The following is a 23,508-nucleotide window of genomic DNA, read 5'->3' as shown; positions in this document are numbered from 1 at the left end:
TCCCCGCCCTGGTGCGGGTAGTGTTTCGCGAAGTCGTGGGCACGTCCGCGAGGACCCCGCGACGAGATGGACCGTCCCGCGCACGACGCGCGACGTCCGCGCACAAGGCACCGTGACTGGCACTGGAGGAAGAATGTCCCTGGGAGACGTGGCCGGCCTCATCGCAGCCATCGCGTTCGTGCTGCTCGTCGGCCTGCTCGCGGTGCCGCTCCTCAAGCTCGGCCGCGTGCTCGACGAGGCGCGCGCGAGCATCAAGGAGGTCACGGACCACTCGGTCCCGATCCTCGACGAGGCCGCGACGACCGTCGCCACGACCAACAGCCAGCTCGTCAAGGTCGACACGATCACGACGTCGGCCGCCCAGGTGAGCGAGAACGTCTCGGCGCTCACGGGGCTGTACGCCGCGACGTTCGGCGCCCCGCTGGTCAAGGTCGCCGCGTTCACCTACGGCGTGCGCCAGGCCGCCGCCCGGTCGTTCGGCGGTCGCCGCTCGTCGGACGGCCCCGGATCCGCCGGGGGGTCGCGCTGATGCGCCGCGTCTTCTGGGTCGGCGTCGGGGTCGCGATCACGGTCGTTGTCGTCGTCCGCGGCAAGAAGATCCTCGCGCGGTACGCGCCCGCGTCGCTCGTGGACCAGGCGACGGAGCAGGTCAACGGCCTGGGCGAGAAGGTCGTGGCGATCGCCCGCGACTTCCGCACCGAGTTCACGCTCGCGCGCGACGCGCGCGAGCAGGAGCTCATGGCGGCGCTCCTCGCCGAGGGCCAGGAGGACCCGGACGTCGTCCGAGCGCGCCGCGCGGCCGGCCGCCACACGCGCCCGGCCGCGGGAGACCCCAGCCCGTTCGACGACACGGACGACGTCGAGGACCTCCTCGGTTACTCCTTCTAGGACGCGCGGCCCGGCCGCCGCGACTCACAGCACGCACCCCCGCACGACCCACCGACTGCCCCGAAGGACATCATGCGCACCGCCGAGATCCGCAAGCGCTGGCTCGACTACTTCGCCGACCGCGACCACACCGTCGTGCCCTCGGCGTCGCTCGTCTCCCCGGACCCGTCCACGCTGTTCACCATCGCGGGCATGGTCCCGTTCATCCCGTACATGACGGGCGAGCAGACCCCGCCGTGGGACCGTGCGACGAGCGTCCAGAAGTGCGTGCGCACGCTCGACATCGACGAGGTCGGCAAGACGACCCGTCACGGCACGTTCTTCCAGATGAACGGCAACTTCTCCTTCGGGGACTACTTCAAGGAAGGCGCGATCACCTACGCCTGGGACCTCGTCACGGGCTCGCGCGAGGAGGGCAAGTACGGGTTCGACCCGGAGACCGTCTGGGTGACCGTCTACCACGACGACGACGAGGCGCGGCAGCTCTGGAAGCGCATCGCCGGCCTGCCGGACGAGCGCATCCAGGCGCGCGGCAAGAAGGACAACTACTGGTCCACGGGTCAGCCCGGTCCCGCCGGCCCGTGCTCGGAGATCTACATCGACCGCGGCCCGGAGTTCGGTCAGGAGGGTGGCCCCGTCGTCGACGAGGACCGCTACCTCGAGATCTGGAACCTCGTGTTCATGCAGTACGCGATCGACGACGTGAAGTCGAAGGAGGAGTTCCGGATCGTCTCGGAGCTCGCGCGCAAGAACATCGACACGGGCATGGGCCTGGAGCGCGTCGCCTACCTGCTCCAGGGCAAGGACAACCTCTACGAGATCGACGAGGTCTTCCCCGTCATCGCGGCCGCCGAGGCGCTCTCGGGCCGGCGCTACGGCGCGAACCAGGAGGACGACGTGCGCATGCGCGTCGTGGCCGACCACGTCCGCTCCGCGCTCATGATCATGAGCGACGGCGTGCGTCCCTCCAACGAGGGCCGCGGCTACGTGCTGCGCCGCCTGCTCCGCCGCTCCGTGCGCGCGATGCGTCTGCTCGGCGTCGAGGACCGCGCGATGCCCGCGCTGCTCCCCGTGAGCCGCGACGCCATGGCCCCGTCGTACCCGGAGGTCGCGACCGACTTCGAGCGCATCTCGAACGTCGCCTACACCGAGGAGGACGCGTTCCGCCGCACCCTCACCTCGGGGACGACGATCCTCGACACGGCCGTGTCGAAGGCCAAGACGGCCGCGGGGGCCGGCGGGGTGCCGGTGCTCGGCGGCGACCAGGCGTTCGCCCTGCACGACACGTACGGCTTCCCGATCGACCTCACGCTCGAGATGGCCGCCGAGCAGGGCGTCCAGGTCGACGAGAAGGCGTTCCGCGCGCTCATGACCGAGCAGCGCCAGCGAGCGCGTGCCGACGCGCTCGCCAAGCGCTCGGGCGGCGTGGACACCGCCGCCTACGAGTCGCTCGCGGGCGAGCTCTCGGCGCCGGTGGAGTTCCTCGGGTACACCGAGTCCTCGGCGGCCGTGCGCGTCGCGGGGCTGCTCGTCGACGGCGTGCCCGCGCCCGCCGCGACCGCGCCTGCCGACGTCGAGGTCGTGCTCGACCGCACGCCGTTCTACGCGGAGGCCGGCGGCCAGCTCGCCGACCACGGCACGATCGTGCTCGACGGCGGCGCGACCATCGAGGTCGACGACGTCCAGCGCCCGATCAAGGGCCTGTCCGTGCACCGTGGCCGCCTCGTCGAGGGGACCGCGGCGCTCGGCGACCCCGGCACCGCGACGATCGACCGCGACCGCCGCAAGGCGATCAGCCGCGCCCACTCGGCGACGCACATGATCCACAAGGCCCTCCAGGAGTCGCTCGGCAAGGACGCGACCCAGGCAGGTTCGGAGAACGCGCCGAGCCGCATCCGGTTCGACTTCCGTCGCTCGTCGGCCGTGCCCGCGGGCGCGCTGTCGGAGATCGAGGAGCGCGTCAACGTCCAGCTCCAGGAGAACCTCGAGGTCACGGACCAGCTCATGCCGATCACCGAGGCGCGCGCCCTGGGCGCGATGGCGCTGTTCGGCGAGAAGTACGGCGACGTCGTCCGCGTGGTGTCGATCGGCGGCGACTGGTCCCGCGAGCTGTGCGCGGGCACGCACGTGCAGCAGACTGGCCAGCTCGGCCTCGTGACGCTGCTCGGCGAGTCGTCGATCGGCTCGGGCGTGCGGCGCGTCGACGCGCTCGTCGGCGACGGCGCATACGGGTTCCAGGCCAAGGAGCACGCGCTCGTGGGTCAGCTCACCGGCCTGCTCAACGTGCGGACCGAGGAGCTGCCGGACCGCGTGGGCGCGCTCGTGTCCCGTCTGCGCGACGCCGAGAAGGAGCTCGCGCAGCTCCGGCAGGGCCAGCTCCTCGCGGTGGCCGGCACGCTCGCCGCGGGCGCGGAGCTCGCGGGCGGTACGCGCGTCGTCGTGCACGACGCCGGTGAGGTCGCCTCCGCGGACGACCTCCGCGCGCTCGCGCTCGACGTGCGCGGCCGCCTCGGCGAGTCCGAGCCCGCTGTCGTCGCCGTCGGCGGCGTCGCGAAGGGCCGCCCGCAGGTGGTCGTCGTGACCAACGCGTCGGCCCGTGCCGCAGGCCTGCGTGCCGGCGTGCTCGCCAAGGCCGCCGCCCAGACGCTGGGCGGCGGTGGCGGCGGCAAGGACGACATGGCCCAGGGCGGCGGCACGGACGTGTCCGCGCTGCCGGCCGCCCTCCAGGGCGTGCGTGACGGCGCCGCGGTCGCCGCGTGACGGCCGTCCCCTCGCTGCCCGGTGACGACGAGCGTGCCCCCCTCGCTCGGGGGGCGCGCCTCGCCGTCGACGTCGGCAGCGTGCGTGTCGGGCTCGCGGCGAGCGACCCCGACGGGCTCGTGGCGACCCCGGTCGAGACGCTCGCGCGCGACACGCGCACCGGCGTTGCCGTCCCTTCGGACATCGCGCGGATCGCGGCCGAGGCCGAGGAGCGCGGGGCCCGCGTGGTCTACGTGGGTCTTCCTCGTCACCTCTCCGGGAGCGAGGGTGCCGCTGCCCAGGGTGCGCGGGCGTACGCTGGACTGGTGGCACGCGTCGTCGCACCGGTGCCGGTGCACCTCGTCGACGAGCGGATGTCTACCGTCAGCGCTCACCAGGCGCTGCACGCGTCGGGGCGCGCCGGCAAGAAGCACCGCAGCGTCGTCGACCAGGCCGCCGCCGTTATCATTCTGCAATCCGCTCTCGACGCCGAGCGGGGCGCGGGGGTGCGCGCCGGAGAACCTGTAGACCCGACAGGAGACCACCGACCGTGACCGACCTGTTCGAACGGCCCGCCGTCCAGGGCGAGCAGCAGCCCGCGCGCTCGTCGCGCTCGGAGCAGCGCGCCCGCCGAGCGGCGAAGAAGCGACGCCAGCGCCGGCGTCGCCGCGCCCTCGTGGTGCTGCTCGTCTCTCTCCTCGTGGTGGGCGGCGCGGGGTACCTGTTGCTGAACAACGCCTCCGACCTCTTCGGGTTCGACAACCCGCTCGAGGCCAAGGACTTCGAGGGACCGGGCACCGACCCCGTCGACGTCGTCATCGAGCCCGGCTCGACCGGCCGCGACATGGGGGCGGTGCTCACCGAGGCGGGCGTCGTCGCCAGCTCGGCGGCGTTCGCCAAGGCGTTCGAGGAGAACCCCAACGCGGGGAAGATCCAGCCGGGCACCCACACCCTGCTCCTCGGCATGCCCGCGAAGGACGCCGTCGCGCGCCTCGTCGCGAACGACTCGCGCGTCGAGACGAAGATCACCATCCCCGAGGGCTTCACGGTCAAGCAGATCCTCGAGCGCTCGTCGTCCGTCACCGGTATCCCGGTCGCGGACTTCGAGGCTGCGATGGCCGACACCGCCGCCACGGGTCTGCCCGCGGAGGCGAACGGCAACTACGAGGGCTGGCTCTACCCGACCACGTACGTCCTCGAGCCGGGAGACGTCAACGCCACGGGCATCATCCAGGGCATGGTCAGCCAGACCACGAGCGAGCTCGCCGACCTCGGCGTCCCTCCGGAGCGCTTCCAGGAGGTGCTCACGATGGCGTCGATCGTCGAGTGGGAGGGCAAGAACGCGGAGCAGCGCGGGATGGTCGCGCGCGTGATCTACAACCGCATCGAGGACGGCATGCCGCTGGGCATGGACGCGATCGACGTCTACGGGCTCGGCAAGCCGGCAGACCAGATCACGACCGAGGAGTTCCAGAACTCCGACCTGCCCTACGCGTCGCGCGTCCACCAGGGCCTGCCCCCGACGCCGATCGGCAGTCCGAGCCGCGAGAGCGTGGACGCGGTCATGAATGCCCCCGCCGGGCCGTGGCTCTGGTACGTCACGGTCAACCTGGACACCGGCGAGACGAAGTTCACCGACAACTACGCGGAGTTCGAGCAGTTCAAGCAGGAGTACCGGCAGTGGCTCGCGGAGAACGGCGGGTGAGCGCGAGACGCGCGCCGCGGCGGGCGGCCGTCCTCGGCCACCCCGTCGCGCACTCGCTGTCCCCGGTGCTGCACCGGGCCGCGTACGACGCGCTCGGCCTCGACGGCTGGACGTACGAGGCGATCGACACGACCGAGGAGCAGCTCCCGGCGCTGGTCAACGGGCTCGACGCGTCGTGGGCGGGCCTCAGCCTCACCATGCCGCTCAAGCACGCGGTGATCCCGCTGCTCGACCACGTCGACCCGCTCGCGAACGTCGTCGGCGCCGTGAACACGCTCGTCGTGCAGCCCACGGGCGGCCGGCGCCCGACCTTCGTCGGGACGAACACCGACGTGCACGGGCTCGTCGCCGCGCTCCGCGAGGGACTGGGGGAGCAGGACGCGAGGACCGCCGTCGTGCTCGGCGCGGGCGCGACCGCCGCGTCCACGCTGGCCGCCCTCGCCGAGCTCGGCTGCACCGCGCCGACGGTCCTGGTGCGCTCGCTCGGGCGCACCGGCACGCTGCAGCGTGCCGCGCACCGCATGGGCGTCGAGCCGCGCTTCGAGATCCTCGACGCGTCGTCCCGGGCTCTCGTCGATCGCCTCGGGCAGGCCGACGTGGTCGTCGCGACCCTTCCGTCGCGCGCGGCCGACCCGGTCGCGGAGGCGCTGGCACAGGCTCCCACGCCGGTCGCGGGCGTGCTGCTGGACGTCGTCTACGACCCCCGTCCCACGGCGCTCTCCTCGGCGTGGGTCTCGGTGGGCGGCATCGTCGTGGGCGGCGAGCGCATGCTCCTGCACCAGGCGGCCGAGCAGGTGCGCCTCATGACGGGAAAGGTGGCCCCGCTGGCCGCGATGGACCAGGCGCTCGAGGCCGCGCTCGGCGTCGCGGCCTGACGGCCGGGTCGCAGACCGTCGGTCAGGGTCGCGCGCGCCGGACGCCGCGGTCAGGCGATCGCGTACGCCCGGAGCGCCGCGTCGCCGAGCACGGCGGCGACCCCCGCCCCGACGACCATGAACGGGCCGAAGGGGACCGCGGTGTCACGGCGCGCGCGCCGCGTGACGACGAGCGCGAGCGCCCACACGCCGCCGAGCACGAACGGCAGGACGAGACCGGCGACGAGCTCGCCCCACCCGAGCCAGGCGAGCGGCGTGCCGAGCATCCCGGCGAGCTTCACGTCGCCGAAGCCGAGGCCCGGCGGGTGCGCGATCCGCAGCGCGGCGTAGGCCCCGAAGCCCAGGAAGCCACCAGCGAGAGCGCGACCGAGGGCGGCACCGTCACCGGTACCGAGCGCGGCCACACCGAGCAGGAGCACGGCGCCGAACCACGTCGGCAGGACCAGCACGTCGGGCAGCCGGTGCGTGCGCGCGTCGATCACGGCGACGAGCGCTCCCGCCGCCGCAACGAGCACGAGGGCCGGCGTGGCCCACGACGGACCCGACCACCACGCCGTGCCTGCCGCGGCGACCCCTGCGAGCGCGGACCCGAGCAGCCCGGAGAGCCGGAGCTCGCCGACCAGGTCGTCGCCGCGGCGTCGCGCCCAGGGCCGCTCGACGTCGGCCACCACGCGTTCGACCGCCGCCCGTGCGGTGCCCCGCGCCGGTGCGCCGCCCGTCCTCGTGCCGTCCCCCTGCTGGACCATGCGCGGCACCGTAGCGCGCCCGCGACCGCGCGCGCCGCCGTCGTCCACAACGCGCCGGACCGCGCCTCCCCGAACCCGGGGTCCCGGCGCGCCCGGATGTCCGTCCGCGACCGCCGGTCCGTACTGCGGGCGCCCGCCGGGACGTGCGTGCCGACGTGGGAGGATGGCGATCATGCTGCGTTGGTTGACATCGGGTGAGTCGCACGGTGAGGCGCTGGTCGGGATCCTCGACGGGCTGCCCGCGGGCGTCGCGCTCACGACGGACGACGTGAAGGCCGCGCTCGCGCGCCGTCGCCTCGGGTACGGGCGCGGCTCGCGCCAGAAGTTCGAGCAGGACGTGCTGCGCGTGCTGGGCGGGCTGCGTCACGGTGTGACCCAGGGCGGCCCGCTCGCGCTCGAGATCGCGAACTCCGAGTGGCCCAAGTGGGTCGACGTCATGTCCGCCGACCCGGTGCCGCCCGAGGCGCTGCTGGTCGACGCCGGCACGGGGGACGTGCGCGAGATCGCGCGCAACCGGCCCCTCACCCGCCCGCGCCCCGGCCACGCCGACCTCGTGGGCATGCGCAAGTACGGGTTCGACGACGCCAGGCCCGTGCTGGAGCGGGCGTCGGCGCGCGAGACCGCGACACGCGTTGCCCTCGGCGCCGCGGCGGCGAAGTTCCTCGAGCAGGCGCTCGGCGTCCGGCTCGTGTCGCACGTCGTGGGCATCGGCCCCGTCGAGGTGCCCGAGGACGCCGCGGTGCCCGGTCCGGACGACGTCGCCGCGCTCGACGCCGACCCGGTGCGCTGCTTCGACGCGGCCTCGTCAGCGGCGATGGTCGCCGAGATCGACGAGTGCCAGAAGGCGGGCGACACGCTCGGCGGCGTCGTCGAGGTGCTCGCCTACGGCGTCCCGTCGGGCCTCGGAACCTACGCGCAGAGCGACCGTCGCCTGGACGCCCGGCTCGCCGCCGTGCTCATGGGCATCCAGGCGATCAAGGGCGTGGAGGTCGGCGACGGCTTCCGCACCGCGCGCCGCCGCGGGTCCGCCGCGCACGACGAGATCGAGCGCGGCACCGACGGGCGCATCCACCGCCTGAGCAACCGGGCCGGCGGCGTCGAGGGCGGGATGTCGAACGGCGAGGTCGTGCGCGTGCGCGCCGCGATGAAGCCCATCTCCACCGTGCCGCGCGCGCTCGCGACGGTCGACGTCGTGACGGGCGAGGTCGCCAAGGCCCAGCACCAGCGCTCCGACGTGTGCGCCGTCCCGCCGGCGGCCGTCGTCGCCGAGGCGATGGTCGCGCTCGTGCTCGCGGAGCAGGCGCTCGAGAAGTTCGGCGGCGACTCCGTCGCGGAGGTCCGCCGCAACGCCGAGGCCTACCTCGCCGCGATCCCGGAGCTCCAGCGCTGATGACGCCCGTCCCCCCGGGCACGCGCCCGGTCGTCGTCCTCGTCGGCCCGCCCGGGAGCGGCAAGTCGACCGTCTCCCGGCAGCTGGCCGACCTGCTCGGCCTCGCGCAGCGCGACACGGACACCGACGTCGAGACCGCGGCGGGCAAGCCCGTCGCGGACATCTTCGTCGACCACGGCGAGCCGCACTTCCGCGAGCTCGAGCGCGAGGCCGTGACGACGGCGCTCGCCACCCACGACGGCGTGCTCGCCCTGGGCGGCGGCGCCGTCCTCGACGAGCACACCCAGGCCGCCCTCGCGGCCTACGTCGCGGCGGGCGGCGCCGTCGTGTTCCTCGACGTGAGCCTCGCGCACGCGGCCCCGCGCGTCGGGCTCAACCAGTCCCGCCCGCTGCTCCTGGGCAACCCCCGCGCGCGGTGGGCCGCGCTCATGGAGGCGCGGCGCCCCGTCTACGAGCGGGTCGCGACGTTGCACGTCGTCACCGACGCGCGCACGCCCGCACAGGTCGCCCAGGAGATCCGGGCGCACCTCGACGACGGCGCCGCGGTGCCCGCCCCCGCCGACACCCCGGCCGAACAGGAGAACGCGTGAGCGACACGACCCCCGCCCCGGACACCGAGCCCGTCGCCGGGCCGACGGACGAGCGCCCCGCGCCGACGCGCGTGCGGGTCGCCGGGGACCAGCCGTACGACGTCGTCGTGGGCCGGCACCTGCTCGGCGAGCTCCCCACCATGCTCGGTGACCGGGTGCGCCGCGTGCTCGTGGTCCACCCCGCGGCCCTCGCCGCCACGGCCGAGGTCGTCCACGAGGACCTCAAGGCCTCGGGCTACGAGGCGTACGTCGCCGAGGTCCCGGACGCGGAGGAGGCCAAGACCGCGCAGGTCGCGGCGTTCCTGTGGGGCGTGCTCGGGCAGCTGGACTTCACGCGCACGGACGCGGTCGTCACGGTCGGCGGCGGCGCGACGACCGACCTCGGCGGGTTCGTGGCCGCGACGTGGCTGCGCGGCATCCGCGTGGTGCACGTGCCGACGACGCTGCTCGCGATGGTCGACGCTGCCGTCGGCGGCAAGACGGGCATCAACACCGCCGAGGGCAAGAACCTCGTCGGGTCGTTCCACCCGCCCGCGGGCGTGCTGTGCGACCTCGCGGCGCTCGAGTCCCTCGGGCGCTGGGACTTCGTCGCCGGCATGGCGGAGGTCGTCAAGACGGGCTTCATCGCGGACGAGCGCATCCTCGAGCTCGTCGAGGAGCACGCGGACGCGCTGAGCGGCTGGGGCACCCGCCCGACGACGGACGAGACGTGGGCTGTCGTCGCCGAGCTCGTGGAGCGCTCGATCGCGGTCAAGGCACGCGTCGTGGGGGAGGACCTCAAGGAGGCGGGCCTGCGCGAGATCCTCAACTACGGGCACACGCTGGGCCACGCCGTCGAGCTCACGGAGCGCTACCAGTGGCGCCACGGCGCCGCGGTCTCCGTCGGCATGGTGTTCGCAGCCGAGCTGTCGCGCCTCGCGGGGAAGCTCGACGACGCGGTCGTCGAGCGGCACCGCGCGATCCTCGGCTCGCTCGGCCTGCCGCTCACGTACCGCGGCGACCGCTGGGAGCAGCTCCTGTCCGCCATGCGCCGCGACAAGAAGTCGCGTGGCGACCTCCTGCGCTTCGTCGTGCTCGACGACGTCGCGCGCCCCACCCGGCTCGAGGGCCCGGACCCGACGCTCCTCGCGGCGGCCTACGCCGAGATCGCGGCCGACGCCCCGGTGGGACGCGGCCCCGTCGCGCTCTGACGCGCCGCGTCCGCGCGTCGGTCGGCGCGGGCCGGTCCGGTCACGCCCACAGCCCTCGCGCGCGGAGCACGTCGCGCAGCAGGTCGGCGCGGTCGGTGACGATCCCGTCGACCCCGAGGTCGAGCAGCCGGTGCATCGTCGCGCGGTCGTTCACCGTCCACGCGTGCACCGCGACACCTGCCCGGTGCGCGGCCCGGACGAACCCCGAGTCGACGACGCGCACCCAGCCCCCGCGCACGGGGACCTGCAGGCAGTCCACCGACCGGGCCGCGCGGCGGGCCAGAGCGTCGGCCCGCGCTCGACCGGCGAGGAGCATGCCGACCACCGCCCCGCGCGCGCCCGAGACCGTCACAGGGCGCGACAGCCGCGCCACGGTCGCCTCCCGGCGCGAGGCCGCGAACGACGCGACGCACACGCGGTCGTGCGCACGTGTGCGCTCGATCGCCCGGGCGACGGGCTCGGCGGCCGCCGCCGACTTCACGTCGACGTTCACCCGCAGGTCCGGCCACGTGCCCAGCACGTCCTCGAGCGACGGCACCGGCTCCGTCCCGCCGATCCGCGCCGCGCGCACGGTGCGCCACGGGAGGTCGGCCACGAGCCCGTGCGCGTCCGTCGTGCGGTCCAGCGACGCGTCGTGGAGCGCGACGGCCACGCCGTCCGACGTCGCGTGGGCGTCCGTCTCGACGTACCGCAGCCCGAGGTCGCGAGCGGCGGCGAACGCCGCCATCGAGTTCTCCAGGCCCTCGCGCGAGAACCCGCGGTGCGCGAGCGCGACGAACGGCGCCTCCAGGTAGCCGCTGCCGGAACGGCTCGTCGCGGCGCTCACGCCGGCCCCCGGGCGGTGCGGTCGACGAGCCTGCTGACGCCCGCGGTGCCGCCCGGGCGCCGCACCGGAAGCCCGAGCGGCTGCCGCCCCGCGGTGGGCACGTGCCGGACCCGGCGGGCACGGGGGACGGCGGAGAGGCTCACCCGGCCAGCGTGCACGACGGCGCCGCCCGACGCTCGTCGAGCGGCGCCCGCCCCGTGGTCCGGTCACGGGACGAGCCCGCGCGGCACGGACGGAGGCTGCGCCGCTAGGCTCGGGCGCCATGGAACGCGTGCTGGTCCTCAACGGACCCAACCTCGGCCGGCTCGGTGTGCGCGAGCCGGAGATCTACGGCTCGGCATCGATGGCCGACCTCCAGGAGTCCGCCCTCGCGTGGGCGAGCGCCCTCGGCCTCACGGTCGACGTGCGGCAGACCGACGACGAGTCCGAGCTCGTGGGATGGCTCCACGAGGCCGTCGACGCCCGCGCCCACGTGGTGCTCAACCCGGCCGCGTTCACGCACTACTCCTACGCGGTGCGCGACGCCGCGGCGCAGGTCACGACCTCCGGCCTCCTGCTCGTCGAGGTGCACCTGAGCAACCCTGCGTCGCGCGAGGCGTTCCGCAGCCACTCCGTCGTCGGGGCGGTCGCGACCGGCACGATCGCGGGGTTCGGGTTCGACTCGTACCGGCTCGCGCTCGAGGCGCTCGCGGCTCGCCTGCGCGGCTGACCGGGCGATCTCGTCGGCTCCGCGTGTCCTTGATCTCGTCTTATCAAGTCCTCATGCTTGATCTGTTCATCTCAAGGGTTTAGCCTGGATCTCATGTTCGTCCTGACCGTCGACCAGCGGGGGAGCACCGGTCACCGCGACCGCGTGCCCGAGGTGCTCGCGCGCCTCGAGGTGCTCCTGGCCGGTCGGCCCGGGCTCGTGGTCCCGTTCGACCGGACGGTGGGCGACGAGGTCCAGGGCGTGCTCGACGACCCGGCGACGGTGGTCGACGCGGTGCTCGACCTGCTGCGTGACGGCGGCTGGAGCGTCGGCGTCGGTGCGGGGGCCGTCGACCAGCCGCTGCCCGCGGTCTCGCGCGAGGCGTCGGGCGAGGCGTTCGTGCGGGCGCGCGAGGCGGTCGAGCAGGCCAAGTCGCGTGCGGCCACGGCGCCCGTCGCCGTCCGCGGCGAGCCGGCCGCGCGTGCCGCCGAGGTCGAGGCGCTCCTGCGCCTGCTCGCCGCGGTCGTGGACCGGCGGACCGCGCCGGGGTGGGAGGCGGTCGACACGCTCGCGCGTGTGGGCGGCACCCAGAAGGATGTGGCCCGTGCGCTCGGGGTGTCCGAGCAGGCGGTCAGCCAGCGGCTGCGTGCGGCGCTGTGGCCCGAGGAGGCGGCGGTGCGGCCCGTGGTCGCGAGGCTGCTCGGCGAGCTCTGCCCGAGTCGTCGGGGCGAGCCGCCGGAGGAACGGCGGGAGGACAGGGAATGACGGACCCGGTGTCGGTCGTGCTGGTGGTCGTGGTGTGGGTCGTCGCGCTCGCCGCGAGCGTGCTCGGGGGAGGCCTGGTGACGCAGTGGGTGCTGCGTGCCGCGGCGCGCGCGGGCGACCCGGCCCGTCGGCGCCCCGGCCGCGCCGCGCGACCCCGGGCCGCGACGGGTGCCGCCGACCCGGCGGCCGTCCCGGTGCCCCCGCCCCCGCCGCCGGCGACGGGGCCCATCGGGACGGAGGCCGTCAAGGCGCTGCGGGGCGGCACGTGGATCGGGATCCTCGAGCGGTTCGCGATCACGGGCTGCCTGCTCGCCGGCGAGCCCGGCGGGATCGCCTTCGTCGTCGCGATCAAGGGCCTGGGGCGCTACCCGGAGCTGCGCGAGCACCCCGTCGCGTCCGAGCGCTTCGTCATCGGGACGCTCGCCTCGATGTGCTGGGCGGCGACGGTCGGCGTCGCGGCGAACGCGGTCCTCGTCGCGCTGGGGTAGGACGCTCCGGTAAGATCGTCAAGGCCCATTTCCCGCTCCGCCCTCGTGCGCCCGGTCGACTCGCGTCGTCCGGTGCCGCGGAGCCCGTAGACCCTCCGACAGGAAGACGAACGTGGCGACCACCAACGACATCAAGAACGGCACCGTGCTGCGACTCGACGGCCAGCTGTGGACCGTGATCGAGTTCCAGCACGTCAAGCCCGGCAAGGGTGGCGCGTTCGTCCGCACCAAGATCAAGAACGTCATGACGGGCAAGACGATCGACAAGACGTTCAACGCCGGTCTCAAGATCGAGACGGCCAACGTCGACCGCCGCGACTTCCAGTACCTGTACCAGGACGGCGCGGACTACGTGTTCATGGACACCTCGACGTACGACCAGATCACGGTCGGGGCCGAGATCGTGGGCGACGCCAAGGACTACATGCTCGAGAACCAGAACGTGCTCATCGCGTCCAACGACGGCCAGCCGCTCTACATCGAGCTCCCGGCCTCGGTCGTCCTCGAGATCACGTACACCGAGCCCGGCCTCCAGGGTGACCGCTCCACGGGCGGCACCAAGCCGGCGACGCTCGAGACGGGGGCGCAGATCCAGGTCCCGCTCTTCCTCGAGCAGGGCACCAAGGTCAAGGTCGACACGCGCGACGGCTCGTACCTCGGCCGCGTGAACGACTGACCGCCGGCACGACGGGCTGACGACACACATGGCCGCACGCACCAAGGCGCGCAAGCGCGCGCTCGACGTCCTCTTCGAGGCGGAGCAGCGTCAGGTGGACCCGACGACCCTCCTCGCGGAGCGCGTCGCCGACCCCGGCACCGCGCAGACCGCCCTGCCGCAGTACGCGGTCGACATCGTCGAGGGCGTGCTCGCGCACCGCGACCGCATCGACGAGCTCCTCGAGACGTACTCCCACGGGTGGACGCTCGAGCGGATGCCGGCGGTCGACCGGGCCCTGCTGCGCATCGGCGGGTGGGAGATCCTCTTCAACGACGACGTCCCGGACGTCGTCGCGATCGACGAGGCCGTCGACCTCGCGCGCTCCCTGTCGACCGACGACTCGCCGTCGTTCGTCAACGGGCTGCTCGCACGCATCGTCGAGATGAAGCCGACGATCACGGCCTGAGCGTTCCACGGCCCCGCTGCGGGGTCGGCACGACCTCTCGACGCGGCGTCGGTCACGGGTGTGACCGACGCCGCGTCTTATCCGGCGGGACGCGTACCCGCCGCCGCGGCGCGCGGCGGTAGGGTGGGTGACCGTCAGACATCCTTTAAGGCCCGTCCCGTGAGGCGGGGAAGGAGGTCGCCGGACATGAGCTCTGGCGCTGCTGTGCCCGCACCACCCCCATCGACCCCTGAGGCGACGCCCGAAGTCGGGACCGTCGTCCTGACGGCCGCCGACATCTCCCGCGCGCTGACGCGCATCGCCCACGAGATCGTGGAGCGCAACAAGGGGGCCCACGACCTCGTCCTCCTCGGGATCCCGACGCGCGGCGTCCCGCTCGCGACGCGGCTCGCCGAGCGCCTCGCCGCGATCGAGGGGACGCCCGCCGACGGCGCGCCCGACCCCCACGACATCGTCGGCGAGCTCGACGTCACGATGTACCGCGACGACCTCCACCGGCACCCGACGCGCACGATCGGCGCGACGCGGCTGCCCGCGTCGGGCATCGACGGCAAGGTCGTGGTCCTCGTCGACGACGTCCTGTACTCCGGGCGCACGATCCGGGCCGCGCTCGACGCGATCAGCGACCTCGGCCGCCCGCGCGCCGTGCAGCTCGCCGCGCTCGTGGACCGCGGCCACCGCGAGCTGCCGATCCGGCCCGACTTCGTCGGCAAGAACCTGCCCACCTCGACGTCCGAGCGCGTCAGCGTGCGCCTCGCCGAGATCGACGGCGCGCCCGCGGACGGGGACGCCCCGGCGGACGCCGTCGTCATCCGGTCCGCCGTCCCCGGGACGGAGGCCCGCGCATGAGGCACCTGCTGTCCACCCAGGACCTCGCCCGCGCCGACGCGGTGCGCATCCTCGACACGGCCGCGCAGATGGCCGCGACGCAGGCACGCGAGATCAAGAAGCTCCCGACGCTGCGCGGGCGTACCGTCGTCAACCTCTTCTACGAGGACTCGACGCGCACCCGCATCTCGTTCGAGACGGCGGCCAAGCGCCTGTCGGCCGACGTCATCAACTTCTCGGCCAAGGGCTCGAGCGTGTCCAAGGGCGAGTCGCTCAAGGACACCGCGCTGACCCTGCAGGCAATGGGCGCGGACGCGGTCGTCGTCCGCCACCAGGCCTCCGGGGCCCCGCACCTGCTCGCCCACGCGGGCTGGCTCGACGCCGCGGTCCTCAACGCCGGCGACGGCACGCACCAGCACCCGACGCAGGCGCTGCTCGACGCGTACACGCTGCGCCGCCACCTTTCCGGGACGGGGCTCACCGCCCCCGGCGCGAGCGGGCCGGACGACGCGGCCGCGCGCGGCGCGGGCCTCGACGGGCGGCACGTGGCGATCGTCGGCGACGTGCTGCACTCGCGCGTCGCGCGCTCCAACGTGCACCTGCTGCACACGCTCGGCGCGCGCGTGACGCTCGTCGCCCCGCCGACGCTCCTGCCGGTCGGCGTCCAGACGTGGCCGTGCGAGGTCTCCTACGACCTCGACGCGACCCTGGCGGGCGACACCGCGCACGGCGGCCCGGACGCCGTGATGATGCTGCGCGTCCAGCGCGAGCGCATGAGCGGCTCGGGAGCGGGCGGGGGAGCGTTCTTCCCCAACCCGCTCGAGTACAGCCGTAAGTACGGGCTCGACGCCCGGCGCCTCGGGCTGCTCGCCGAGCACGCGATCGTCATGCACCCCGGCCCGATGAACCGCGGGCTCGAGATCTCCGCGCAGGCGGCGGACTCGCCGCGCGCCGTCATCGTCGAGCAGGTCGCGAACGGCGTCGCCGTGCGCATGGCCGTGCTGTACCTCCTCCTCGCGGGCAGCGACGAGGCCGACGCCGCCCCGGCGGCCGCCGCGCCGCTGTCGCCCGCCCAGCCCGTCCCCGCCGTCGAAAGGGTCCCCGCCTCGTGAGCAGCGCCGCAACCACCACGTACGTCCTGCGCGGCGCGCGCCCGCTGGGCGGCGACCCCGTCGACCTCGTGCTCTCCGGCGGCGTGATCGCCGAGATCGCGCCGGTCGGCGCCGCGCTCGCCGGGTCCGAGTACGGCGAGACCGTCGTCGTCGACGCGACCGGCCTCGTGGCGCTGCCCGGCCTGGTCGACCTGCACACCCACCTGCGCGAGCCGGGCCGCGAGGACGCCGAGACGATCGAGTCCGGCACGCGTGCCGCCGCGGCGGGCGGGTTCACGGCCGTCCACGCCATGGCCAACACGACGCCCGTCGCGGACACGGCCGGCGTCGTCGAGCAGGTGTGGCGCCTCGGGCGCGACGCGGGCTGGGTCGACGTGCACCCGGTCGGGGCGGTCTCCGTCGGGCTCGCGGGCCAGCAGCTCGCCGAGCTCGGGGCCATGGCCGACTCCGCGGCCCGCGTGCGCGTGTTCTCGGACGACGGGAAGTGCGTCGACGACCCGATCCTCATGCGCCGGGCCCTGGAGTACGTCAAGGCGTTCGACGGCGTCGTCGCCCAGCACGCGCAGGAGCCGCGCCTCACCGAGGGCGCCCAGATGAACGAGGGCGTCATGTCGGCCGAGCTGGGCCTCGCGGGCTGGCCCGCGGTCGCCGAGGAGGCGATCATCGCGCGCGACGTGCTCCTCGCGGAGCACGTCGGGTCGCGCCTGCACGTGTGCCACCTGTCGACCGCGGGCTCGGTCGAGATCGTGCGCTGGGCCAAGGGCCGCGGCATCGACGTCACCGCCGAGGTCACGCCCCACCACCTCGTCCTCACCGACGACCTGGCGCGCGGCTACGACCCGACCTTCAAGGTCAACCCGCCGCTGCGCACCGCCGCGGACGTCGAGGCGGTCCGCGAGGGTCTCGCGGACGGGACGATCGACATCGTCGCGACCGACCACGCGCCGCACGCGCGCGAGGACAAGGACTGCGAGTGGGCCGCGGCCGCGTTCGGCATGACGGGCCTCGAGACGGCGCTGAGCGTCGTGCAGCAGACCATGGTCGACACCGGACGCATGACGTGGGCCGACGTCGCGCGCGTGCTGTCCGGCGCACCCGCCCGCATCGGTCGGATCGACACCGGCGAGCGCGCCCAGGGGCGTCCGCTCGAGGTCGGCGAGCCGGCGAACGTCACGCTCGTCGACCCGGCCGCGCGCCGCGTCGTCGACGGCGGGGGCCAGGTCACGGCGAGCACCAACACGCCGTTCCAGGGCCGCGAGCTTCCCGGCGCCGTCGTCGCGACGTTCCTGCGTGGGCGCGCCACGGTGCTCGACGGCACGCCCGTCCCGGCGGGTGCCGGCACGCGGGGGGTGCGGGCGTGAACCTGCCCCAGCCCGTCGCGGTCGGCATCTGGGTCGTCCTCGGCGTCGTCCTCCTGACGCTCGTCCTCGTCGGCCGCGGCCGGCTCGTCCGGCGCTCGGCAGGCGTCGTCCCGACGCCGCCGGCGGCGCCCGCCGAAGCGGCGCGGGGCGCGGTGCTCCTCGGGCCGCTCGACGCGCTCTACGTGTCCAGCACGCTCGCGGGCGACTGGCTCGCCCGCGTCGGTGCCCACGGCCTCGGCGACCGCTCCCAGGCCCAGGTCACCGTGCACGACGGCGGCCTGCACGTCGCGCGCAGCGGCGCCCCGGACGTGTGGGTGCCCGCCGCCGCGGTCGGGGGCGCGGCCCTCACGCCGGGCATGGCCGGCAAGTTCGTCGGCAAGGAGGCCATCGTCGTCGTGACGTGGACCGTGCCCGCGGAGCCCGTCCCCGCCGACGCCACCGAGGCTCCGGCGAACCCCGAGGTGCGGCTCGACACCGGCCTCCTGCCCCGTCACGACCACGACGTCGCGCGTCTCCTGGAGGCCGTCCAGGGCCTCGCCGGACGAACCGACGGCGGGTCCCACGAGCGACGACCCGGGGCGCCGCGCGGCGCCGCCCCCGCAGACCCCGCAGACCCGGCGCCGACGCGCGAGAGCGCGACACCCGGCACCGACGAGAACGACGAGGAAGCACCGTGACCGCCTCAGTGAACACAGCGACCACCCAGGTCTCCGCCACCGCACCGCCCGCCGACCGGGCCCTGATCGTCCTCGAGGACGGGACCGTGCAGACCGGGCGCGCCTACGGCGCGCGCGGCACCACGGTCGGCGAGATCGTCTTCAACACCGGCATGACCGGCTACCAGGAGACGCTCACCGACCCGTCCTACCACCGCCAGATCGTCGTCATGACGGCCCCCCACATCGGGAACACGGGCGTCAACGACGAGGACCCCGAGTCGGGCAAGATCTGGGTCGCCGGGTACGTCGTGCGCGACGCCGCCCGTCGTGCGTCGAGCTGGCGCGCGCAGCGGACCCTCGACGAGGAGCTCGCGGCGCAGGGCGTCGTCGGCATCAGCGACGTCGACACGCGCGCCCTCACGCGCCACCTGCGCGAGCTCGGCGTGATGCGCGCCGGGATCTTCTCGGGCGACGCGCTCGTGCGCGACGGCTACCCGCGCACGGTCGAGGACCTCGTCGCCGAGGTGCAGGCCGCGCCCGCGATGGCCGGCGCAGACCTGGCGCGCGAGGTGAGTACCGAGGAGGCGTACGTCGTCGAGCCCTTCGAGGGCACGACGCCGGACGGCGAGCCCGTCGCGACGGTCGTCGCCGTCGACCTCGGCATCAAGTCCATGACCCCGCAGCGCCTCGCCCAGCGTGGCGTGCGGGTGCACGTGGTCCCCGCCGCGTCGACGATCGAGGACATCGAGGCGTACGCGCCCGACGGCGTGTTCTTCTCCAACGGCCCGGGCGACCCCGGGGCGGCGACGCACGAGGTCGAGCTGCTGCGCGGCGTCCTGGACCGCGGCACCCCGTTCTTCGGCATCTGCTTCGGCAACCAGATCCTCGGGCGCGCGCTCGGCTACGGCACGTACAAGCTCGCGTACGGCCACCGCGGCATCAACCAGCCCGTCATGGACCGCCGCACCGGCAAGGTCGAGGTCACCGCGCACAACCACGGGTTCGCCGTGGACGCGCCGCTCGACGGCGAGTCCGTCGCCCCGCACGACGGCGGGCGCTACGGGCGCGTCGTCGTGTCCCACGTCGGGCTCAACGACCAGGTGGTCGAGGGGCTCGAGTGCCTCGACCTGCCCGCCTTCTCCGTCCAGTACCACCCCGAGGCCGCGGCCGGCCCCCACGACGCCGCGTACCTCTTCGACCGCTTCGTCGAGCTCATGGCGTCCCGACGCGCCGAGAGCTCCGCAGCCGCCGACCAGAACACCAAGGAGAGCTGACCGTGCCTCGCAGAACCGACATCTCCAGCGTCCTGGTCATCGGGTCCGGCCCGATCGTCATCGGCCAGGCGTGCGAGTTCGACTACTCCGGCACCCAGGCGTGCCGCGTGCTCAAGGAGGAGGGCCTGCGGGTCGTCCTCGTGAACTCGAACCCGGCCACGATCATGACCGACCCCGAGTTCGCCGACGCGACCTACGTCGAGCCCATCACGACCGAGGTGCTCACCTCGATCATCGCGAAGGAGCGCCCGGACGCGCTGCTGCCCACGCTCGGCGGGCAGACCGCGCTCAACGCGGCGATCGCGCTCGACGAGGCGGGGGTCCTCGCGGAGTACGGCGTCGAGCTCATCGGCGCGAACATCGAGGCGATCCAGAAGGGCGAGGACCGCCAGCAGTTCAAGGACGTCGTCGAGAAGTGCGGCGGCGAGTCGGCGCGCTCGGTCATCGTGCACACGGTCGACGAGGCGATCGCGGCCGCGGGCGACCTCGGCTACCCGATGGTCGTGCGGCCGTCCTTCACGATGGGCGGCCTCGGCTCGGGCTTCGCGTACGACGAGGAGGAGCTGCGCCGCATCGTCGGGCAGGGCCTGCACTACTCCCCGGTGACCGAGGTGCTCCTCGAGGAGTCGATCCTCGGCTGGAAGGAGTACGAGCTCGAGCTCATGCGCGACAAGCACGACAACGTCGTGGTCGTGTGCTCGATCGAGAACGTCGACCCCGTCGGTGTGCACACGGGCGACTCGATCACGGTGGCGCCGTCGCTGACGCTCACGGACCGCGAGTACCAGAAGCTGCGCGACATCGGCATCGCCGTGATCCGCGAGGTCGGCGTCGACACGGGCGGCTGCAACATCCAGTTCGCCGTCGACCCGGACACGGGCCGCATCATCGTCATCGAGATGAACCCGCGCGTCTCGCGCTCGTCCGCTCTCGCGTCCAAGGCGACCGGCTTCCCCATCGCGAAGATCGCGGCGAAGCTCGCCGTCGGCTACACGCTCGACGAGATCCCCAACGACATCACGCAGGTCACGCCGGCCTCGTTCGAGCCCACGCTCGACTACGTCGTCGTCAAGGTGCCCCGGTTCGCGTTCGAGAAGTTCCCCGCCGCGGACCCGACGCTCACGACGACCATGAAGTCCGTCGGCGAGGCCATGGCGCTCGGGCGCAACTTCACCGAGGCGCTCGGCAAGGCGCTGCGCTCGATCGACAAGGGCGGCTCGGTGTTCCACTGGGACGGCGAGCCCGTCTCGGGCGCGGACCTCGACGAGCTGCTCGTGCGCATCGCGCGCCCCACGGAGAACCGCATCATCGGCGTCCAGCAGGCGCTGCGCGCCGGCGCCAGCGTCGAGCAGGTGTTCGAGGCCACGAAGATCGACCCGTGGTACCTCGACCAGATCCAGCTGGTCAACGAGGTCGCGGCGGCAGTCGCCGACGCACCCGCGCTCACGGAGGACGTGCTGCGCGAGGCGAAGAAGCACGGCCTGTCCGACGCGCAGGTCGCGCGCCTGCGCGGCATGGGTCCGGCCGGCGAGGCCACGGTGCGCGAGGTGCGCTACGCGCTCGGCGTGCGCCCCGTCTACAAGACGGTCGACACGTGCGCGGCCGAGTTCGCCGCCCGCACGCCGTACCACTACTCGTCGTACGACCTGGAGACCGAGGTCGCCCCGCGCGAGCGCGAGGCCGTGATCATCCTCGGCTCGGGCCCCAACCGCATCGGCCAGGGCATCGAGTTCGACTACTCGTGCGTGCACGCCGCGCTCACGCTGCGCGAGCGCTACGAGACGGTCATGGTGAACTGCAACCCGGAGACGGTCTCGACGGACTACGACACGTCCGACCGCCTCTACTTCGAGCCGCTGACGTTCGAGGACGTGCTCGAGGTCTACCAGGCCGAGCTCGCCGCCGGGCCGGTCAAGGGCATCATCGTCCAGCTCGGCGGGCAGACGCCGCTCGCGCTCGCGCAGCGCCTCGCGGACGCGGGCCTGCCGATCCTCGGCACGAGCCCCGAGGCGATCGACGCCGCGGAGGACCGCGGCGAGTTCGGCCGCGTGCTCGTCGAGGCGGGCCTGCCCGCCCCGGCGTTCGGCACGGCGCGCTCGCTGGACGAGGCGAAGGACGTCGCGGCCGGCATCGGCTACCCGGTGCTCGTGCGCCCGTCCTACGTGCTCGGTGGGCGCGGCATGGAGATCGTGTACTCGGCCGAGCAGCTCACGGGCTACGTCGAGCGCGCGCTGGCCGCGGCCGCCGCCGAGGACCGCACGGCCGGGACGCTGCCCGCGCCGCTGCTCATCGACCGCTTCCTCGACGACGCGATGGAGATCGACGTCGACGCGCTCTACGACGGCACCGAGCTGTTCCTCGGGGGCGTGATGGAGCACATCGAGGAGGCGGGCATCCACTCGGGCGACTCGGCGTGCGTCCTGCCGCCCGTGTCGCTCTCGGAGCAGGAGATCGAGCGCATCCGCCGCTCGACCGAGGCCATCGCGAAGGGCGTCGGCGTGCGCGGCCTGCTCAACGTGCAGTACGCGCTCGTCTCCGACGTGCTCTACGTCCTGGAGGCCAACCCCCGCGCGTCGCGCACGGTGCCGTTCGTCTCGAAGGCGACGGGCACGTCGCTCGCGAAGGCCGCGGCGCGCGTGATGGCGGGCGAGTCGATCGCCGAGCTGCGTGCCGCGGGCGTGCTGCCCGCCGACGGTGACGGCGGCACCCTGCCGCTGGACGCGCCGATCGCGGTCAAGGAGGCGGTCCTGCCGTTCAAGCGCTTCCGCACCGCGGACGGCGTGGTCGTGGACACGGTGCTCGGCCCGGAGATGCGCTCCACGGGCGAGGTCATGGGCTTCGACCGCGACTTCCCGCACGCGTTCGCCAAGTCGCAGGCCGCCGCGTTCGGCGGGCTGCCGACGTCGGGCCGTGTGTTCGTCTCCGTCGCCGACCGCGACAAGCGCTCGATCGTCTTCCCGGTCAAGCGCCTCGCGGAGCTCGGGTTCGAGATCCTCGCGACGGACGGGACGTCGAGCGTGCTGCGCCGCAACGGCATCGCGTCGCGCGTGGTGCGCAAGTTCTCCGCGGGCCGCGGGGCGGACGGCGAGCCGACGATCGTCGACCTCATCACGGCCGGCGAGGTGGACATGGTGATCAACACGCCGTCCGGCCAGGGCGCGCGCGCCGATGGCTACGAGATCCGCGCGGCCACGACGGCGGCCGACAAGCCGATCGCGACGACGGTCGACCAGCTCGCCGCGGCGGTGCAGGGCATCGAGGCGGTCCTCGCGGGACCGTTCGCGGTGGCCAGCCTCCAGGAGCACATGGCGGGCGAGGGCCTGACGGCCGGCGTGACGCTGCCGGCCGCCGCCGCGGAGCGGGTGGGCGCGTGAGCGGGGGCTTCGGCGCGCGCCTCGCGGCCGCGACCGACGACCACGGTCCGCTGTGCGTGGGCATCGACCCGCACCCGGGCCTGCTCGCGGGCTGGGGCCTGACCGACGACGCCGCGGGGCTGCGCGAGTTCGGCCTGCGGGTCGTCGAGGCGGTCGGCGGGCGCGTGGCCGCGGTGAAGCCGCAGTCGGCGTTCTTCGAGCGGCACGGGTCGCGCGGCGTCGCGGCGCTCGAGGAGGTCCTCGCGGCGGCCCGCGCGGCGGGCACGCTCGCGATCATGGATGCCAAGCGCGGCGACATCGGCTCGACCATGGCCGCGTACGCCGACGCGTACCTGCGCGACGGCTCCCCGCTGGCGGCGGACGCCCTGACGGTCTCCCCGTACCTCGGGTTCGGCTCGCTCCAGCCCGCGGTGGACGTCGCGCTGGAGACCGGGCGCGGGCTGTTCGTGCTGTGCCTCACCTCGAACCCCGAGGGGGCCGAGGTGCAGCACGCGCGGCGCGGCGCCGGCGCGGGCGTGGAGTCGGTCGCGGCGCACGTGGCACGCGAGGCCGCGCGGGTCAACGCGCCGGTCGTCGAGTCGGGCGCCGTGCTGGGCCCGGTGGGGCTCGTGGTCGGCGCCACGATCGCGGACGCGGCGGCCCGCACCGGCACGGATCTCGCGGCGGTGCAGGGCCCGCTCCTGGCCCCCGGCGTGGGTGCGCAGGGCGCGGGAGCGGCCGAGCTCGCGGCCGTGTTCGGGGAGGCGCGCCGCCAGGTGCTCGCGTCCTCGTCGCGCGGCGTCCTGCGCGCCGGACCGACCGTCGACGCCCTGCGCGCCGCGGCACGCGCGGCCACGGACGAGGCGGCGCAGGCCCTGCGCGGCTGAGAGGCCGACCCGGGCGGCGG

Annotated in this window: 24 protein-coding genes; 21 read left to right on the top strand and 3 right to left on the bottom strand. The window is 74.3% G+C overall.

What is annotated here, in order from left to right:
- The first annotated feature begins 133 nt into the window (after positions 1-133).
- The 6 genes from AC6CH9_RS05325 to AC6CH9_RS05300 all read left to right on the top strand — a co-directional run bounded on the left by AC6CH9_RS05325 (position 134) and on the right by AC6CH9_RS05300 (position 6,207).
- A complete protein-coding gene (locus AC6CH9_RS05325) occupies positions 134-529 on the top strand; it encodes a DUF948 domain-containing protein (RefSeq protein ID WP_498153973.1) in 396 nt (131 codons plus the stop codon).
- Positions 529-888, top strand: a complete 360-nt coding sequence (locus AC6CH9_RS05320; RefSeq protein ID WP_498153972.1) for a hypothetical protein — start codon at positions 529-531, stop codon at positions 886-888. The genes AC6CH9_RS05325 and AC6CH9_RS05320 overlap by 1 nt, the downstream gene beginning before the upstream one ends.
- Before the next feature lie 72 nt (positions 889-960).
- Positions 961-3,648 (top strand): alanine--tRNA ligase, encoded by a 2,688-nt coding sequence (gene alaS / locus AC6CH9_RS05315; RefSeq protein ID WP_498153971.1) that lies wholly within the window; start codon positions 961-963, stop codon positions 3,646-3,648.
- Positions 3,645-4,181, top strand: coding sequence for a Holliday junction resolvase RuvX (gene ruvX / locus AC6CH9_RS05310; protein WP_498153970.1), 537 nt, complete (start codon positions 3,645-3,647; stop codon positions 4,179-4,181). The genes alaS and ruvX overlap by 4 nt, the downstream gene beginning before the upstream one ends.
- The gene (mltG, locus tag AC6CH9_RS05305; protein ID WP_389270539.1) at positions 4,178-5,332 is read left to right on the top strand and encodes an endolytic transglycosylase MltG; all 1,155 of its coding nucleotides are present in this window, start codon (positions 4,178-4,180) and stop codon (positions 5,330-5,332) included. Before ruvX ends, mltG begins: the two co-directional genes overlap by 4 nt.
- Positions 5,329-6,207: a shikimate dehydrogenase gene (locus AC6CH9_RS05300; RefSeq protein ID WP_498153969.1), complete on the top strand. Its 879-nt coding sequence runs from the start codon at positions 5,329-5,331 to the stop codon at positions 6,205-6,207. Before mltG ends, AC6CH9_RS05300 begins: the two co-directional genes overlap by 4 nt.
- 50 nt (positions 6,208-6,257) lie before the next feature.
- Here the strand turns inward: AC6CH9_RS05300 and AC6CH9_RS05295 are convergent, their stop codons facing one another.
- A complete protein-coding gene (locus AC6CH9_RS05295) occupies positions 6,258-6,953 on the bottom strand; it encodes a prepilin peptidase (protein ID WP_498153968.1) in 696 nt (231 codons plus the stop codon).
- Positions 6,954-7,125: 172 nt separating this feature from the next.
- On the opposite strand from AC6CH9_RS05295, the gene aroC reads away from it, so the two are divergent.
- The 3 genes from aroC (at position 7,126) to aroB (ending at position 10,123) form a co-directional block, all read left to right on the top strand.
- Positions 7,126-8,343, top strand: coding sequence for a chorismate synthase (gene aroC / locus AC6CH9_RS05290; protein WP_498154125.1), 1,218 nt, complete (start codon positions 7,126-7,128; stop codon positions 8,341-8,343).
- On the top strand, positions 8,343-8,933 hold the full coding sequence (locus AC6CH9_RS05285) for a shikimate kinase (protein WP_498153967.1): 591 nt from the start codon (positions 8,343-8,345) through the stop codon (positions 8,931-8,933). Before aroC ends, AC6CH9_RS05285 begins: the two co-directional genes overlap by 1 nt.
- Before the next feature lie 71 nt (positions 8,934-9,004).
- Positions 9,005-10,123 (top strand): 3-dehydroquinate synthase, encoded by a 1,119-nt coding sequence (gene aroB, locus AC6CH9_RS05280; protein ID WP_498154124.1) that lies wholly within the window; start codon positions 9,005-9,007, stop codon positions 10,121-10,123.
- A gap of 40 nt (positions 10,124-10,163) precedes the next feature.
- On the opposite strand, the gene AC6CH9_RS05275 is transcribed toward aroB, so the two are convergent.
- Both AC6CH9_RS05275 and AC6CH9_RS05270 read right to left on the bottom strand, forming a co-directional pair.
- Positions 10,164-10,949 (bottom strand): glycerophosphodiester phosphodiesterase family protein, encoded by a 786-nt coding sequence (locus AC6CH9_RS05275; RefSeq protein ID WP_498153966.1) that lies wholly within the window; start codon positions 10,947-10,949, stop codon positions 10,164-10,166.
- Positions 10,946-11,092, bottom strand: a complete 147-nt coding sequence (locus AC6CH9_RS05270; RefSeq protein ID WP_498153965.1) for a hypothetical protein — start codon at positions 11,090-11,092, stop codon at positions 10,946-10,948. The genes AC6CH9_RS05275 and AC6CH9_RS05270 overlap by 4 nt, the downstream gene beginning before the upstream one ends.
- Before the next feature lie 119 nt (positions 11,093-11,211).
- Between AC6CH9_RS05270 and AC6CH9_RS05265 the strand changes: the two genes are divergently transcribed.
- The 12 genes from AC6CH9_RS05265 to pyrF all read left to right on the top strand — a co-directional run bounded on the left by AC6CH9_RS05265 (position 11,212) and on the right by pyrF (position 23,488).
- A complete protein-coding gene (locus tag AC6CH9_RS05265; protein WP_498153964.1) occupies positions 11,212-11,658 on the top strand; it encodes a type II 3-dehydroquinate dehydratase in 447 nt (148 codons plus the stop codon).
- A 93-nt stretch (positions 11,659-11,751) separates the two neighbouring features.
- Entirely contained in the window at positions 11,752-12,402 is a 651-nt protein-coding gene (locus tag AC6CH9_RS05260) for a hypothetical protein (RefSeq protein WP_498153963.1), read from the top strand.
- Positions 12,399-12,890, top strand: a complete 492-nt coding sequence (locus AC6CH9_RS05255) for a hypothetical protein (protein ID WP_498153962.1) — start codon at positions 12,399-12,401, stop codon at positions 12,888-12,890. Before AC6CH9_RS05260 ends, AC6CH9_RS05255 begins: the two co-directional genes overlap by 4 nt.
- 112 nt (positions 12,891-13,002) lie before the next feature.
- Positions 13,003-13,566, top strand: a complete 564-nt coding sequence (gene efp / locus AC6CH9_RS05250) for an elongation factor P (protein ID WP_021482610.1) — start codon at positions 13,003-13,005, stop codon at positions 13,564-13,566.
- A 28-nt stretch (positions 13,567-13,594) separates the two neighbouring features.
- Entirely contained in the window at positions 13,595-14,014 is a 420-nt protein-coding gene (gene nusB / locus AC6CH9_RS05245) for a transcription antitermination factor NusB (RefSeq protein WP_047234233.1), read from the top strand.
- A gap of 186 nt (positions 14,015-14,200) precedes the next feature.
- Positions 14,201-14,863 (top strand): bifunctional pyr operon transcriptional regulator/uracil phosphoribosyltransferase PyrR, encoded by a 663-nt coding sequence (pyrR, locus tag AC6CH9_RS05240; RefSeq protein ID WP_498153961.1) that lies wholly within the window; start codon positions 14,201-14,203, stop codon positions 14,861-14,863.
- The gene (locus tag AC6CH9_RS05235; RefSeq protein WP_498153960.1) at positions 14,860-15,954 is read left to right on the top strand and encodes an aspartate carbamoyltransferase catalytic subunit; all 1,095 of its coding nucleotides are present in this window, start codon (positions 14,860-14,862) and stop codon (positions 15,952-15,954) included. Before pyrR ends, AC6CH9_RS05235 begins: the two co-directional genes overlap by 4 nt.
- Positions 15,951-17,315: a dihydroorotase gene (locus tag AC6CH9_RS05230; RefSeq protein WP_498153959.1), complete on the top strand. Its 1,365-nt coding sequence runs from the start codon at positions 15,951-15,953 to the stop codon at positions 17,313-17,315. Before AC6CH9_RS05235 ends, AC6CH9_RS05230 begins: the two co-directional genes overlap by 4 nt.
- Positions 17,312-17,992 carry a PH-like domain-containing protein gene (locus AC6CH9_RS05225; RefSeq protein ID WP_498153958.1) on the top strand — a complete coding sequence of 227 codons (681 nt, stop codon included), beginning with the start codon at positions 17,312-17,314 and terminating at the stop codon, positions 17,990-17,992. Before AC6CH9_RS05230 ends, AC6CH9_RS05225 begins: the two co-directional genes overlap by 4 nt.
- Positions 17,989-19,248 carry a glutamine-hydrolyzing carbamoyl-phosphate synthase small subunit gene (gene carA, locus AC6CH9_RS05220; protein ID WP_498153957.1) on the top strand — a complete coding sequence of 420 codons (1,260 nt, stop codon included), beginning with the start codon at positions 17,989-17,991 and terminating at the stop codon, positions 19,246-19,248. Before AC6CH9_RS05225 ends, carA begins: the two co-directional genes overlap by 4 nt.
- Positions 19,249-19,250: 2 nt before the next feature.
- Entirely contained in the window at positions 19,251-22,622 is a 3,372-nt protein-coding gene (gene carB, locus AC6CH9_RS05215; RefSeq protein ID WP_498153956.1) for a carbamoyl-phosphate synthase large subunit, read from the top strand.
- Positions 22,619-23,488: an orotidine-5'-phosphate decarboxylase gene (pyrF, locus tag AC6CH9_RS05210; protein WP_498153955.1), complete on the top strand. Its 870-nt coding sequence runs from the start codon at positions 22,619-22,621 to the stop codon at positions 23,486-23,488. Before carB ends, pyrF begins: the two co-directional genes overlap by 4 nt.
- The last annotated feature ends 20 nt before the right edge of the window (positions 23,489-23,508 follow it).

This window comes from Cellulosimicrobium sp. GQ32, assembly GCF_059758455.1.
Note: the sequence above shows the minus strand (reverse complement) of the source record. Positions and strands in the feature narration are given on the sequence as shown.

Bases quoted from the DNA above. Each gene is read 5' to 3' on its own strand.
- AC6CH9_RS05255 (WP_498153962.1), top strand. From the start codon at position 12,399: ATGACGGACCCGGTGTCGGTCGTGCTGGTGGTCGTGGTGTGGGTCGTC.
- AC6CH9_RS05285 (WP_498153967.1), top strand. From the start codon at position 8,343: ATGACGCCCGTCCCCCCGGGCACGCGCCCGGTCGTCGTCCTCGTCGGC.
- aroC (WP_498154125.1), top strand. From the start codon at position 7,126: ATGCTGCGTTGGTTGACATCGGGTGAGTCGCACGGTGAGGCGCTGGTC.
- pyrR (WP_498153961.1), top strand. From the start codon at position 14,201: ATGAGCTCTGGCGCTGCTGTGCCCGCACCACCCCCATCGACCCCTGAG.
- AC6CH9_RS05260 (WP_498153963.1), top strand. From the start codon at position 11,752: ATGTTCGTCCTGACCGTCGACCAGCGGGGGAGCACCGGTCACCGCGAC.
- nusB (WP_047234233.1), top strand. From the start codon at position 13,595: ATGGCCGCACGCACCAAGGCGCGCAAGCGCGCGCTCGACGTCCTCTTC.
- AC6CH9_RS05320 (WP_498153972.1), top strand. From the start codon at position 529: ATGCGCCGCGTCTTCTGGGTCGGCGTCGGGGTCGCGATCACGGTCGTT.
- alaS (WP_498153971.1), top strand. From the start codon at position 961: ATGCGCACCGCCGAGATCCGCAAGCGCTGGCTCGACTACTTCGCCGAC.
- AC6CH9_RS05295 (WP_498153968.1), bottom strand. From the start codon at position 6,953: ATGGTCCAGCAGGGGGACGGCACGAGGACGGGCGGCGCACCGGCGCGG.
- AC6CH9_RS05325 (WP_498153973.1), top strand. From the start codon at position 134: ATGTCCCTGGGAGACGTGGCCGGCCTCATCGCAGCCATCGCGTTCGTG.
- AC6CH9_RS05265 (WP_498153964.1), top strand. From the start codon at position 11,212: ATGGAACGCGTGCTGGTCCTCAACGGACCCAACCTCGGCCGGCTCGGT.
- AC6CH9_RS05235 (WP_498153960.1), top strand. From the start codon at position 14,860: ATGAGGCACCTGCTGTCCACCCAGGACCTCGCCCGCGCCGACGCGGTG.